The sequence below is a fragment of the Microcoleus sp. FACHB-831 genome (assembly GCF_014695585.1).
Classification (GTDB): domain Bacteria; phylum Cyanobacteriota; class Cyanobacteriia; order Cyanobacteriales; family FACHB-T130; genus FACHB-831.
In genome coordinates this window covers 136,963-151,195 of the sequence record NZ_JACJON010000073.1, presented here as the reverse complement: position 1 = coordinate 151,195, position 14,233 = coordinate 136,963, and the positions used below count along the sequence as shown (strand labels likewise).

Sequence of the window (14,233 nt, the reverse complement as noted above, 5' to 3'; positions counted from 1 at the left end):
AGCTGCAACGAAGTAGACACGCCATGTCTAGAAGTTCTGCTACTAGCTCATCCTAGAAAAATTCTGTCTTTAAACAGCATCCAATTTTAGCCGCTGATGTATGTCTAACTGAAGCGTGCCATAGGGATTGGCACGCTTCCATATCAACAGAGTCAACGCCCGTAAGTCCTCTTGAAAGAGCCGCTTCATCGCATTGGAACGTTCAATCACCTATCGTGCGATGGCTGGGACAAATCCAGATTTTCCTTGCACCTCCTTCTCGTGTTTCGAGGGTTTCGTCGAACGCTCAAACGTGATTTTTGTCATGATCTGAGGATAAACCTGCTCTAACTTCTCAATCAAATAATCAAGGTGATAACCGTGGTCTAGCAGAATAGCGATCTTGGGAATATTGACCGGTTTCGATTTGAAATAGTCGATGTTGAGCGTCAACATTTCAACCAACCCGGCATCATCGGTGAAATTCGCTGGGGTGCAATAAGTGAAGAATGGGAATCCAAGCGTATCAACGGCTAGATTCCTTTTAATCCCATTGGTTGATTTGTAGAAACAAAAGCATGAACGAGTTCACACCCGCATTGCAGGTATTTTTCACCGCTTGCGAGTCAATGATGATCAATGTTGTCCACTTCAGTTTTTTTAACTGTAATTCTATCTGATTGATGGTGCCTTGCACGACTTCCTGCGGAATAAGAAATCGCCTTTAGTGTTGGCGGGAGTTGAGTATCTTTTCCCGGTTTACAAAGAAGCGAATACTTATCAACATTTAGTGGAAGAAGGTATTACTGGAAATCCGGAAATTCTCAAGCCAGAAGAATTGCAGCAACAAGCTTGGCCAATTGTTGAGCCTATCTTTCAGCAGAGCATTGAGCGGGCAGTAGAGCAGTATAAGGAACTAGCTGGCTCTGATACTGGCAAAGCTTCTCACGATCTAAAAGAAGTCATCCAATCTGCTTATTATCAACGGGTTGATGCTTTATTTGTGGCGTTAGGTCAGCATCAATGGGGGCGCTTTGACCCAGATTCGATGACTGTAGATTTACACCCGGAACCACAGCCGGACGATGAGGATATGTTGGATTTTGCTGCTATTCATACGTTGTTGAATGGTGGCACTGTCTATGCTGTCGATCCTGAGAAAGTACCGGATGAAGCTCCTGTAGCGGCTATTTACCGCTATTAATTAGCGCTTGTAACTTTCTTGTTTTAAGGGGGGAAATGGGTAATCTTCTGTTATTGAAGTGATATTTTGTTCCCCCCTTGCCCCCACATTCCCAGACAGAGCATGGGAACGTGGGGAGCTAAGAAAAAGGAAATGGCTAATTCTCTAACTGACGACGGGCTGCTTCTAAAATTAGGCGTTGTTCAGCTCTGGCGATCGCGCTGTATGTTCGCTCAACCGCATCCACTTCGACCGAAATTGAGGTAATGCCCCAGCGCACTAAGGCATCAATCACTTCTGGATACCTCGCTGGTGCTACCCCGCAAATCGAGCAGGGTATGCCTGCTTGTTTGGCTCCCCCAATTAGTTGAGCGATCGCGCTCATCACTGCTGGATGACGCTCATTAAACGCCGCTACCATATGCGCTTGATCGCGAGAGACTCCCAACAATAACTGTGTTAGATCGTTCGTCCCTATCGCTATCCCCTGCACCCCAGCTTTTACATACTCTGGTAGTAAAAACAGCACAGAAGGCACCTCAGCCATAATCCAAAGCTGGAACTGGGAATGCCCAGTCAGCCCAGCTAGCTCAACTTTTTGCCGACAAAAGGAAAACTCCTCAACAGTGCGAACAAAAGGCAAAATTAAATTGACATTTGTATACCTTTCCCATACCTGAGCTAAAGCAGCCAGTTCAATCTCGAATAAAGTTGGGTCTGCTATATAACTTAATGTCCCCCTCATACCCAGCATCGGATCGACTTCGGTAGATCCGAACGATGCCGAAGATGGAAATTTCTCATTTAGCGCAGCGACTGCTAACGAGTCTCGCATATCCAAAGAGCGGTAAAATACGGGACGCGGTTCAAAGGCACGGGCAAACTGCCATATTTTCTCCGTCAGCTTTTGCACCAACTCGCGCTTGCGCCCTTGTTCGAGCCACCACAAGGGGGTGCGCTCCTCCAGCACTTCCAGAACTATCAGTTCCGAGCGCAATAACCCCACCCCATCCACTGGTAAATTAGCAGCACGCTGAATCGAGTTTGGCTGATTCAGGTTGACGAGTAGTTGAGTAGCAATCGGAATTGGGTAATCGCGATTGCTGATTGAGGATTGGGCGTCCGGAGCCGGAAGTTGCCATTCTCCATTGCCCCCAATCCCTATAGCAGTCTCCGGGTTCCCCATTGCCTCTAATTCCCAAAGGGGGTCGTCAGTTCCCCAGTCACCTATATGAACTTCTCCCTTATCTCCATCCACCCTCAGATCCTCGCCACTTTGAATTAGTCGGGTGGCATCCGCAGCACCAACTACGGCTGGGATGCCCAATTCTCTAGCAATAATTGCAGCATGGCAAGTCATTCCTCCCTGTTCGGCAACAACACCCGCAGCGTGTCTTAGCAGCACCAGCCAGTCCGGGTGAACGTTTTTAGCAACTATGATCGTCCCTGGTGGAATACTTGACCAATTATGGCTTACGCCACGAATCACTTGTGCTTTGGCAACTACCCGTCCTGACGCCGCCGCCACTCCTGTTATCAAATTCGTGGCTTCTAGAGACTGAGCTGAAAATACTTCATGCTTAACAGAATTCAGTGTTGCGAAAGCATCCACTAATGGACTGGCTGCTTTTTCGGTTGTTAACTTTTCACTAAGAGCAACTTCTAAGTGATGGTGCTGTGGTGGAAACATACCCGCCGACGCTTGTGCAACAGACGCAGGTTCGTGACTGACAAAGCTGGGAGCTGCTCTGGGGAGTAGGGGCAATGGGTGCTGGGGAAGAATTCTGCCAATCCCCAATCTGCCATCCTTAATCCCCTCGTCCCCCGTACTAATACTGGTGATATACAGTTGCGCTGCGGAACTATCTTCTAGTTTGCAGAGCGTCCACTCTAAGTAAAAAGGTTTGTTCAGGTTCGCGTTGAGCCGCATTGCCAACTCGATTAGCTGGCATCGGTAGGTTTCTTCTAGGGCGTATTGTTTTTGTTGCTCGTCGTCGAGTAGATAAGCTTGCAGAACACTCTTGCTTTTCACTGCTTGCGCGTGTTCGAGAGATAAACGATAAGCCTTTGTTTTTGTACCTATTTCCCTCGATAGCACCTCCCCGGTTTCTGGGTGTATCAGGTAAAAGTCTGGAATCACTTCACCCTTGACAAGGGCAATATTAGCTCCCCATGTTGCCTGGATAGCAAAACCCGTGGGTATGAGTTCTAGAGTCCCGCTGGCGATCGCTCTAGCTGCTGGTTGCACTAAAACAGCTAAGGAAAGCTGAAGAATCTCGATACCTCTACGCTGCCAGTAAAATAGACTGCGCGAACGAAAGACCTCTGCCCATGTTTGCTTGAGGCTAATAGCCAGTGCTTCCGGTTCTCGCAAACAGATGTGCGATTCATATAGTCCAGAAGTTTCTGGGGGTAATAGTCCGTTATGCAGCGCCAAAGAGGGGGCGCATTCTAAAGATGGGGCTGATGCTACGCAATTCCACCCTACCTCCAATGTTGATACGCACGACTGGGGTAGAGCAGCATTCTTAATTTCGCAGCGAATCTGTCTGGCTACCCGCTGCAACTGCTGGGGATTATCGACATCCAGATGCAGTGAAGAATGCGGCAGATCGAAGCCCAACGGCTCTGTCCAATTAATACTTTCTAGAAATTCCCGAAAGTTTGGCGCCGGAACCACAAAACCAGGTTGGACGGGAAAGCCTGCCTGCAACAACCCAGCTAGAGTAAAAGCTTTCTCACCTACTAGGGGACGGTCAGCCGATTGTATCTGGTCGAGCCAGTAAAGGTTGTCCACAATAACTATAAATTTTTAGGTTGATTTAGAAATTATTAATTTATTTTAAATTTGTATTTAGGAATTTTGCTTTTTTATTTTTATACCAATTTAGTTAAACTCTGCTATAAATATTATCAAAGTGGTAATGAGTGCGTTATAGCACATTACAAATTATCAATCAGTAATTAAAATAAATATCTTTAGCTAAAGAGTCTAATTTATTTTCTCAAAATTAGAAAATTATAATTTAAATTATTTTGGCGATCGCGCGATCGCTGTTAGGTAAAATCACTTATTAATTAAAGTTTCTGTGGCATTAAAACAAAGATAATATTATTTCTACACCCACATAATAGCAAGCATTTGCCAATCTAAAAGTAGCTAATTATACCTACAATTATAAAGTTATTGATTTGAATTAATTGTTAGGTTTGAGTGAGGACTCGTAGAGAGATTCATCAATTATGATTTATAAGTTAAAAATTCAAAATTAAAATCTTTCTTTTACTCAGCCTGAAGTCAACGTTACTTAGTCTTTTTCAGGAGTGGCAGCAAGACGGTGAAAGTGGCTCCTAGCCCAACGCCGAGGCTGTCAGCAGCTACCATACCGCCGTGTAGTTCTACCAGTTGGCGCACGATCGCCAGTCCCAGCCCGAGTCCACCATGCGATCGCGTAGTACTGCTATTTTCCTGGCGGAAGCGCTCGAAAACAAATGGCAGAAAGCTGGGGCTGATGCCATTACCAGTATCGCTCACCCGAATCTGAGCATAGGAAATGGGGGATTGTTCGATTTTGGAGTTTGGATTTTGGAATGGGGAATGGGGAATCTCTTCCTCTTCCCCATTCCCCATAACTACAGATAATTCGATCTCAACGCGCCCGCCCGACGGAGTAAACTTGATGGCATTGCCGAGAAGGTTCCACACCACCTGCTGCAAGCGGTTCTGGTCGCCCGCAACCATCGCCCCTTCATTTTTAATAGAGGACAAAAGTTGAATCGACTTTGCCTGCGCCGATGGCACTAGGCCGTGAATAGAGTCTTGAATCACCTGTGCTAGTGGAACTGGCTGAATATTCAAACGCATTTGACCCTGCATCATGCGCGAGACATCCAAGATGTCTTCAATCAGTTGTTTCTGCAACTTAGCATTGCGCTCAATAGTTTCTATAGCGCGTGCTGTAGTGGCTTCATCAAACTTGCGACTACGCAACAAACTAGCCCAGCCCAACATTGAATTGAGGGGTGTCCGCAGTTCGTGGGAAACAATAGCCAGGAACTCGTCCTTCATGCGGTTGGACGCCTCCGCCGCCTCGCGTGCCCGCTGTTCAGCTTCGTATAAATAGGCGCGTTCCATAGCTTGGGCACACTGCTGGGCGAGTGACACCATGAAAGCACAATCATCCGCACCAAAGTGCTTGGAGTCATCGAAACTTAGCCCCATCGCCCCTACTGCCTGCCCATCCACCATCAGCGGGATAGCAGCGAAAGCGCGGTTGCCTGTAATGGTGGCGGCTGAGGCTAGGTGTGGATAGCGTTGATCCCAGACTTGCTTGGTTGGTATGAAAATGGCTTCGCCAGTTTGCACGGATTCGGCTAGGGGAACTGGCGTGTTTATATGGAAACTGCTCCAGGCTTCGGCTAGCTCAATAGGATAGCCAATCGCATGCACAATTTCTAGAGTATGTTCGGTTTCATTGAGCAAGGCAATTAAGCCACAAGATGCACTCAAAGAAGCGATCGCTTGTTCAACCACAACTTCAGCCACCCGTGCTACTGTGATAGCCGATCCGAGGGCGACCGTCACTGCTTGCAAGCGGGCAGTGCGATAGGCAGCAAGTTCTGCTTCGCGATATAGTCGGGCATTATCTACAGCTAGGGCGGCGCGGCTGGCTAGGTCTTCTGCCAAAGCCAGATCGTCTGCTGCATAATGACGATCTGATTCTGAGGTGATAAAGGCGATCGCGCCCAGCGTTTGCCCGCGTGCCTTCATCGGCACCAGCATCACGGATTTGATCTGCACTTTCTTAAGAATTTCCAAGTGTTCGCGATCGCGGGCTACTTCCTCTAACTGTGCTTCTGATACTTCGGCGTAAATCTCTGACTTGCCATTACGCAATACTCCTGCTACGCCACGCGGTGCGTTAGGATCGGGCGGGTAGCGGCCATGCAGTTTTTGCGCCTGTTTCACCTTGTCTTTATCTATATGAGCTACTGCCACTTGGCTGATAGACTTATCTTCCCCAACCACATAAACAAAGCACCAGTCAGCTAGATGGGGCACTACCAAATCAGCCACATTAGCAAGGGTTGTCTCATAGTCGAGGGATGCGGCTAGCAGCGTACTTGCTTCGGCCAAAAAGGCAAACCGCCATTGGGTCGCCTCCGCTAGAGTCCGAGCCGCTTGTTCGCGAATCAAGGCTGCGCGTTCTTGGTGTCCTTGTGCCTCTGGAAGACTCTCCACCAGAGGGGGATATGTATTAGCCTGCTTTGTTTCTGTCATCTTGGAAATAGCGGCCAGCCCCCCGATAAGTTCACTGTATTCGCTTGTTTTATGCTAAACAAGTCAAAAGCATTCCCAAACTCTGCCTGGAAACGAGCGCTGTCATGCAAAACAAATAAAAGCTATGTGCTTCAAGATTTTTAGTTAGTGCCTTTAGTTAAATTAAATGTGAAACAGATTATTAACCTAAAAACATCTTTTACCACCTGCTTTTGGGGAAAAGAGTACAGCCTGTTTTTAGCTATAACATTTTTACACTCAAGGGTGGGAAGTCTTGTTGCAAGAGTGGTAGCTTTACGATAAAAGTGGTTCCCTGCCCAACACCAGCGCTGTGGATGGTGATGTCACCACCGTGCAGTTCTACCAGGTGACGCACAATGGCTAATCCCAGCCCAAGTCCACCATGCGATCGCCTGATACCGCCATTTTCCTGGCGAAACAAATCGAAGACATAGGGCATAAAGCTGGCGCTTATACCTTTGCCGCTATCGCTTACCCGCATCTTGACATACGGGATTGGCGATTGTTCGATTTTGGATTGGAGAATCTCTGCCTCTTCCCCATCGCCCATTCCCAATTCACCATTGCCCGTTACTACTGACAATTCGATTTCAACACGCCCGCCATCCTGGGTGAACTTGATAGCGTTGGAGAGTAAATTGCTCGCTACCTGCTGCAAGCGTTTGCTATCACCGCTGACAATAACGGCTCTTGGTTCAATAAAAGATATTAGTTGAATTGCCTTAGCTTCAGCTTGAGGTGCAATTGCATTAATTGCCGCTTGGATCGGAGGCACGAGGTTAACGGGTCCAAGCTTTAGCTGGAGGTCATTGCGACTCATGCGCGAGATATCCAAGATATCTTCAATCAACTGAGTCTGCGATCGCGCATTGCGTTCTATGGTTTCGAGGGCCATATCTGCCTTGGCTTCATTAAACTTCCGGGTACGCAACAAAGTAGCCCACCCAAGGACGCAATTAATCGGCGTTCGCAGTTCGTGGGAGACAATTGCCAAAAATTCATCCTTCAGGCGACTTGCTCGCTCTAATTCCTCTGTCTGTTGTTTTAGCGCTTCTTGCAACTTTTTGCGCTCGGTGATATCCAAATTAATCCCCACCCAACAGGCGATTTCGCCCGCCGCATCCCGCACGGGTACTCCACGACTCAAGATGGCATAGTGACGACCATCCGTACCTAAAATTTTGTACTCGTAGTCCCAAAAATTGCTATTTTCAATAGAGTTTTTCCACGCAGCGATCGCGGGTTCTACATCATCTTGCGGCAGCCAATTTGTCCACCCTTTCGCCTGACACTCCTCTAAACTCACGCCAATTAACTGAAGAAAAGAGTCGCTGACGTAGATAATCCCCCCATGTTTATCGCACATCCACACACCATACGGAATCGACTCGCCAATCGCCCGGTAACGCGCCTCAGACTGGGCTAAAGCCAGCCCTGTCATTTCAGCTTGTTTGCGTGCCTTCTGCTCCAGCAGCAGCAGTTCATCCTTACTTTTGTTGGCAGCTTCCAGTTGTGCTGTACGTTCGATGACTCGCTGTTCAAGTTCTGCGTTCAAAGTGCGAATCTCTTCCTCAGCCTGCTTGCGCGAGGTAATGTCCTCAACCACATAACAAAATCTCTGACTATCCTCAGAACTTGTAACAATTGGGCAAACTGTGGCTGCCAGCCAACTACTACCCTCGCCATTTTCGTGAGTATATTCAAAGCGTATAGGAGCCTTAGCCTCACCAGCAGAACGATAGCGCTCAATCCACATTTGCAGGTAGTTTGGCGGTAATCCGATTTCGCTGGCAAGCCGATTTTGCATCGCCTCTGGCGTTAGCCCAAACAACTTCGCGCTCGTTGCGTTATCAGAAATATGCAGGATATCATCATCAACCAGCTCAACTACTCCCATCATCAGCGGAGCGCTGTTGTAAAAACTGCGAAGAATAGATTCACGCTCTAGCAGCAGCCCTATAGCTTGCTTGCGAATGGTGATGTCCTCAATCAGAGCCACCACGTAATCGACCGAGCCATCAGCGCGACGCACGCAGCCAGCTGAAATGCTAGCGTGAATAGTCTGCCCGTTTTTGCGGATAAAACGTTTATCAAGGCAATAGCCTTGAATTTCACCCACCAATAGTCGGTTAAACTGCTCCACATCACTTGCCAAATCGTCGGGATGAGTTAACTCTGCCCAGTTCATCGACATGAGCTGCTGTCTGGAATACCCCAATATGTCGCACAATTTGTCGTTAACTTCGAGCCACCCTTTTTCTGGTGAAGTAATGGCGATACCCACTAGAGGCAGAGCGAAGTAGCTCCGGAAACGTTCTCTTTCCTTGTATAGTTCGCTTGCTGTCCGCTGGCGTTCAGCTATTTCTTCTTGCAACAGTTTATTAGCTGCTTGTAACTCGGCAGTGCGTTCCTGCACGCGGATTTCTAACTCAGATGCCAGTTTTTGCAGTTCGCGTTTGGCTGATGTCACCTCGTTGGCTAATACCGCTAAGTCCTGGTTTTTGCTAACTACTTCCTGTTGGAGTACCTCGCGGACGCGCTTTATGGCGATGAGGTTGTTAACCCGTGCGAGTAATTCTTCAGCCCAAAATGGTTTCATCAGGTAGTCTTGGGCGCCCTCTCGCAACATCTGAACGCGCAGGGCATCGTCGGCTTTAGCTGTTAGCAAGATAATGGGGATGCTTTCTAGTTCGGGGCGTAGGCGTATTTCGCGCACCAGTTGTTCGCCGTTTAGATGAGCCATCATCATGTCGGTGAGAATTAAATCGGGGTTGAGCTGGATTGCTTTTTCTAAGCCTTCGCGTCCATCGAAAGCGCTAGCGACTATGAACTCACCCGCTAATGTATCGGCGATCAACCTGTTCAGGTCCAGATTGTCTTCTACCACCAACACTAGGGGGGAATTAGGATTTGGAATTTTGGATTTTTTGGATTTTGGATTGGATTGTAGAGATGTTGCACTGTTAGCCTCTACAATCTGCCACTCTTCTAGTTTCCTACTTTCCAAGACGCGATAAATTGGCATCTCTACAAGGTTGGCGCTCTCCCCAAGGGGCGCAACGAGGGGTAGCTTGACTGTAAAACTCGCTCCACCTTCAGGGGCTTCACCGACTGCGATCGCGCCTTTGTGCAATTCGACGAATTCTTTGACTATAGCTAAACCAAGACCGCTGCCTCCAATGCTGTGGCTGGAATTGACTTCCCCTTGTTGATAGCGCTCGAAAATTATGTTTCTAAGATTTGGCGCTACGCCTTCACCGCTGTCTTGAACAATAAGTTCACAATGCGAACTTTTGATTTTTGAGCTTGCACTTTGGATGTGCCGATCGGGTTCAATTGTTTCTGATTTTTTATAAACGCTATTATTTATCCCATCTTGCTCAACTCCCACTTCCTTAAAAATGCAACTTATGCTGCCTCCTTCTGGGGTAAATTTGAACGCATTGGAGAGGAGATTAAAACAGATGCCTTGAAATTTTTCAGGATCTATTTGTGCAAATAATGATGGGGGCGTTTCTACAGAAAATGATATTTTTCTTAGCGCTGCCAACGTATCGAAGTGGGCGCAAGTTATGCGTACCAGTTCCGCTACGTCAACAAGGGCATAGTCCAAGGTCATTTTTCCTGCTTCCAGTTTGGAGATGTCAAGCAAATCGTTGACGCGCTTGAGCAGGAGACGGGCGTTGCGGTTTATTATTTCTAAGTAGTGGTGTTGTTCGTTGGTAAGTTCAGCTTTAATTAGCTTTTCGCTTGGCTCTAAAATTAGGGTGAGAGGCGTGCGTAACTCGTGGCTAACATTGGCAAAAAATTCTGTTTTAACCTGGTCGAGTCGTTTGAGTTTTTCATATAGCGCCTCTAGTTCTTTGTTGGCAGTTTCTAGTTTTAATCTGCGCTCTTCTGATGTTTTGGCGGCTGCAACGAGTGCTAAAATTTGAGGTATTAAGGGCGGCAGCGCGATCGCTGTAGTTATGCTAGCGCTCGCGGTAATTAATTTAATACTTCCCGATAGCCAATAAGTAGGATGCCACAGCGTCCACACTTCCATAAAGTGGGTAGCGCCACAGGCGATTATGAATAATCCGAATGCTAAAAACATCCAGTGGTAGGGAATATCGCGCCTAGCTCTGTGGACTAAATACGCTAGCGTCAATGAAATTGAGACGTAGGCTAGTCCGATGAGAGAATCTGAGACTATGTGCAGCCATACCAGATCTGGTTTCCACAGGTAGCAATGCCCGTGAGGTATAAAATTGCTACCTGCTAAAAGATTTGGCAATAAACTCGGCCATAGTAGAAGCACTAGGAGAGTAGTACCCAATAGAGCCATTCCGTATCCATAGTCATCCCAATTTTTTTGCATATATTGCTTGCAATCGCCTTTCTTTATTTTCAACTATTGCAAATAAATTCGTCAGGTTTACTAGCGGCTTGCGTCTGAGCAAGGTACTATTTTTAAAAGCGTGAAAGGCGAAGCTTAAGATGGGTTTTTGGGGTAAAAAGCTTTCTGGCTTAATGAGTGTTTTTCTCCAGGCTAGTTGCCCGCTTTGTCAGCGTGCAACTTCGAGTGAATTCTGTCAATACTGCGATCGCCAACTACAATCCTGCCAATTGCCAAATCCCAGCCAATTTTGGCAATGTGAATTGCCTGTATTTGCTTGGGGTGTTTATGGCGGTGCCATTAAACGCGCCATCGCCGCCCTAAAATACGACAACCAGCCACAACTAGCGCGTCCGCTAAGTCAATGGCTGGCTGAAGCTTGGTTAAAATCATCACTCTCAATTCCCCATCTAACTGTTGTGCCCATCCCTATGTACGCCAAAAAGCAACAACAGCGCGGTTATAACCAAGCCGATTTGCTGGCTCAGTATTTTTGCGATTATACCAAGTTACCTTTGCAACAGCTAGGTTTAGAACGAGTGCGCGAAACTGAAGCTTTGTTTGGCCTATCTGCCAGTGGGAGAGAACAAACCCTTATGGATTGTTTTGCTTTGGGCAAAGGATTTAAGCGTCGTCGCCCAACTGGATCTGTACTGTTACTAGATGATATTTACACTACTGGGGCAACAGCAAGAGCAGCTGCCGAGACGCTGAAGCAGCAAGGCATTAAGGTGTATGGATTAGTAGCGATCGCTACTCCCCCCCGCACCAGGCAGGCGGAAAGTAAAAATAAGAACTAAAAAGGCCAAAGGAAGAATTTTTGCTTTTTACTTTTGACCTTGTTCTTAGGCTGAACTTGCGGAGGCTTTTTAACCCAACGCCCTATTTTCAGTCAAGATTGGTTCTGACTCGATTCATCACTAGCAACAATAACTACAGTGATATTATCTCTACCGCCCTTTTCTTTAGCAGCATTAACCAAAGCCTCAGCTGCTTTATCGCAGGCTGCGTTCGACTGGAGGTATCCAGATATCAAAGAATCGGAGAGTTCTTCAGTAAGACCATCACTGCAAAGCAAGAAGCGATCGCCCGGTTGGGCATCAACGGCATGAATCTCAACCATCCGCAGATCCTTCCGCCCCAAACATTGGGATAATACGTGACGCCAAGGGTGAACCCTAGCCTGATCGGGACTCATATCACCAGCTTTCATCGCCCGTGCTACCCACGTATGGTCTTCAGTAATCTGCTCTAACTGTGAACCCCGCATTCGATATAGACGAGAGTCACCTACATGGGCGCACCAAGCCTGATCTCTCCGGAACAGCAATAGCACTGCTGTAGTGCCCATATCCGCACGCTCTGGATTATCGAATTGGTCTTGTAAAATGCCCTGGTTCGCTTCATAAAAAGCTTTTTCCATTAACAGTTGGGAATTTTCACGAGAATCCCAATTCTTATCCAGATACTTCTGAATTGCCTGTGTGGCGATCTGGCTCGCCTCCTGGCCTCCTGCGTGCCCTCCCATACCATCAGCAACGATAAAATATCGTCCGTCAGTGTCTATGTGATAGTCATCCTGGTTTACGCTCCGCACGAGTCCCGGATCGGTGAGGCCGATGAAGCGACGTTTCATAAATCGCCTGCTGGTGTCAAACACTTTACGCTAATTAAAACATACGATCGAATCGGTCTAGGCGCATAATCAAGCGGATCAATACCACTCCTAATGCACCCGCGATCAGCACCATTACCAACGCCAGCCCTCCATGATTACTAACGTAGAGGATGGTGGCTGACAAGATGAAAGCACTGATTAGTAAAGTATAGTTGGTTAACAGCTGAATGCTACTCATTCGCCGTAAAACCCGGTCTGATTCTATAGACCTTACCCTAATTCGCAGGTCTCCCCGCTCTAATTTCTCTATGGTATCTTCTATCCGCCGGGGCAGACTCAAAGCTGTACTGCTGACTTGAGCCGCTTGGCGTCCCAATTCATTAAGAAAGCTGTTGCCCTCCGAACCGTTGCCGTCAGCCATAATCTGCATGGCAAATGGTCTTGCCACCTCCATAAAGTTAAATTCCGGGTCTAATCCTTTGCCTACGCCTTCCAAAGTTGAGAAGGCACGCATCACAAACGTGAAAGTAGCCGGGAAGCGAAAGGGTTGGTCGTAGGCAATCTCATAGAGATCTTCACTAATTTGGCTAACCGATTGGTTTTCAAACGGCTTATCCATAAAGTGATCCAACATATACTGAATCGAGCGCCTTACAGGACCCATATCATCAGTTGGCGCTAGTGCCCCCAGTTCCACCAGAGAGGCTACAACCCTGTCAGCATCTTTTTGAGCAATGCCAAATAGGGTTTCTAGCAGCTGTTCCCGAATGCCAGACTTGATCTTGCCCATCATGCCGAAATCGTAGAAAATCAGGGCACCGTCGGGGCTAACTGCAATATTGCCTGGATGGGGATCGGCATGGAAAAAGCCGTTGTTGAGCAGTTGGATCAGGTAGGCACGAGCGCCGAGTTGAGCGATCGCCTTGCGGTCTATCCCAGCTGCTTCCAACCCTTCGTAATGGCTGACTTTAATTCCCGGAACATACTCCAGAGTCAGCGTCCTGGGCGACGTATACCTCCAGTAGACGCGGGGCACGCGCACCCAATCGTAGGCTCTAAAATGGCGGCGAAATGTATCCGCATTACGGCCTTCATTCAAATAATCAATTTCTTCCCAGAGTATGCGGCAGCACTCTTCGTAGATCCCCACCCAGTCGCGACCCCGACCCCAGTCAGGATGGCTTTGAAAAAACCGCGCAATTCCCTTAAGAATCTGTAAGTCAATTGTAAAAAGCTTCCGCAGGCCAGGTCGCTGAACTTTAACGACAACTTCTTCACCACTGTGGAGAGTTGCTTTATGTACTTGACCCAGACTAGCGGCGGCGAGGGGAATCCGTTCAAAACTGTGGTAAAGTTCGGAAACTTTCTTGCCTAGCTCCTGCTCGATCAGAGATTCAGCCTGTTGATAGCTAAAGGCAGGTACTTTATCTTGCAGTTTAGAAAGTTCTTCTACATATTCGCTGGGAAATAAATCCGCCCGCGTTGAGAATAACTGACCCACCTTAATGAAAGTTGGCCCCAAATCCAAGAAGGTCTCTCGAATCCAGATAGCCTGCGCTCTGCGTCTGGCCGCTTGTTTTGCTTCAGTGACTCCACCTGGATAGCTCCAGGCTTTGTTGTAACGCCAGATTTTAAACAATAAGCTTAGAACAAAACTCCAAATATCCAGGAAGCGCCGTTGACGTGAGTAACGTTCGCTATTCCAGCGATAAGCCTTATCTGGATAGTTGTTTCCTTCAGCTTTTTGTCCGGTTCTTCCTGAAGGCAAAGCAA

The 14,233-nt window shown here is 47.5% G+C and carries 9 protein-coding genes; 2 read left to right on the top strand and 7 right to left on the bottom strand.

What is annotated here, in order from left to right:
• Positions 1 to 69 precede the first annotated feature (69 nt).
• Together H6F77_RS27630 and H6F77_RS27495 are read right to left on the bottom strand one after the other, a co-directional pair.
• Positions 70 to 210, bottom strand: a complete 141-nt coding sequence (locus tag H6F77_RS27630; protein WP_206753492.1) for a hypothetical protein — start codon at positions 208 to 210, stop codon at positions 70 to 72.
• Complete coding sequence (locus tag H6F77_RS27495) at positions 211 to 435, bottom strand: hypothetical protein (protein ID WP_199321492.1); 225 nt, start codon at positions 433 to 435, stop codon at positions 211 to 213.
• Positions 436 to 655: 220 nt separating this feature from the next.
• On the opposite strand from H6F77_RS27495, the gene H6F77_RS22940 reads away from it, so the two are divergent.
• Positions 656 to 1,183: a baeRF3 domain-containing protein gene (locus H6F77_RS22940; protein ID WP_190491279.1), complete on the top strand. Its 528-nt coding sequence runs from the start codon at positions 656 to 658 to the stop codon at positions 1,181 to 1,183.
• Between the two features lie 136 nt (positions 1,184 to 1,319).
• On the opposite strand, the gene H6F77_RS28760 is transcribed toward H6F77_RS22940, so the two are convergent.
• The 3 genes from H6F77_RS28760 to H6F77_RS22925 all read right to left on the bottom strand — a co-directional run bounded on the left by H6F77_RS28760 (position 1,320) and on the right by H6F77_RS22925 (position 10,824).
• Positions 1,320 to 3,959: a putative PEP-binding protein gene (locus H6F77_RS28760; protein WP_190491224.1), complete on the bottom strand. Its 2,640-nt coding sequence runs from the start codon at positions 3,957 to 3,959 to the stop codon at positions 1,320 to 1,322.
• Positions 3,960 to 4,466: 507 nt separating this feature from the next.
• A complete protein-coding gene (locus H6F77_RS22930; protein WP_190491223.1) occupies positions 4,467 to 6,443 on the bottom strand; it encodes a sensor histidine kinase in 1,977 nt (658 codons plus the stop codon).
• Between the two features lie 241 nt (positions 6,444 to 6,684).
• A complete protein-coding gene (locus H6F77_RS22925) occupies positions 6,685 to 10,824 on the bottom strand; it encodes a PAS domain S-box protein (RefSeq protein WP_190491222.1) in 4,140 nt (1,379 codons plus the stop codon).
• A gap of 152 nt (positions 10,825 to 10,976) precedes the next feature.
• Between H6F77_RS22925 and H6F77_RS22920 the strand changes: the two genes are divergently transcribed.
• Complete coding sequence (locus H6F77_RS22920; protein WP_242022474.1) at positions 10,977 to 11,642, top strand: ComF family protein; 666 nt, start codon at positions 10,977 to 10,979, stop codon at positions 11,640 to 11,642.
• Between the two features lie 92 nt (positions 11,643 to 11,734).
• On the opposite strand, the gene H6F77_RS22915 is transcribed toward H6F77_RS22920, so the two are convergent.
• Both H6F77_RS22915 and H6F77_RS22910 read right to left on the bottom strand, forming a co-directional pair.
• Positions 11,735 to 12,478 carry a Stp1/IreP family PP2C-type Ser/Thr phosphatase gene (locus tag H6F77_RS22915; RefSeq protein ID WP_190491220.1) on the bottom strand — a complete coding sequence of 248 codons (744 nt, stop codon included), beginning with the start codon at positions 12,476 to 12,478 and terminating at the stop codon, positions 11,735 to 11,737.
• A 34-nt stretch (positions 12,479 to 12,512) separates the two neighbouring features.
• Positions 12,513 to 14,228, bottom strand: coding sequence for an ABC1 kinase family protein (locus tag H6F77_RS22910; protein WP_199321504.1), 1,716 nt, complete (start codon positions 14,226 to 14,228; stop codon positions 12,513 to 12,515).
• Positions 14,229 to 14,233: the final 5 nt, after the last annotated feature.

Excerpts from the sequence above, each read along its gene's own strand:
- H6F77_RS27495 (WP_199321492.1), bottom strand. The coding sequence starts at position 435 with ATGTTGACGCTCAACATCGACTATTTCAAATCGAAACCGGTCAATATT.
- H6F77_RS22915 (WP_190491220.1), bottom strand. The coding sequence starts at position 12,478 with ATGAAACGTCGCTTCATCGGCCTCACCGATCCGGGACTCGTGCGGAGC.
- H6F77_RS22930 (WP_190491223.1), bottom strand. The coding sequence starts at position 6,443 with ATGACAGAAACAAAGCAGGCTAATACATATCCCCCTCTGGTGGAGAGT.
- H6F77_RS22925 (WP_190491222.1), bottom strand. The coding sequence starts at position 10,824 with ATGCAAAAAAATTGGGATGACTATGGATACGGAATGGCTCTATTGGGT.
- H6F77_RS22920 (WP_242022474.1), top strand. The coding sequence starts at position 10,977 with ATGAGTGTTTTTCTCCAGGCTAGTTGCCCGCTTTGTCAGCGTGCAACT.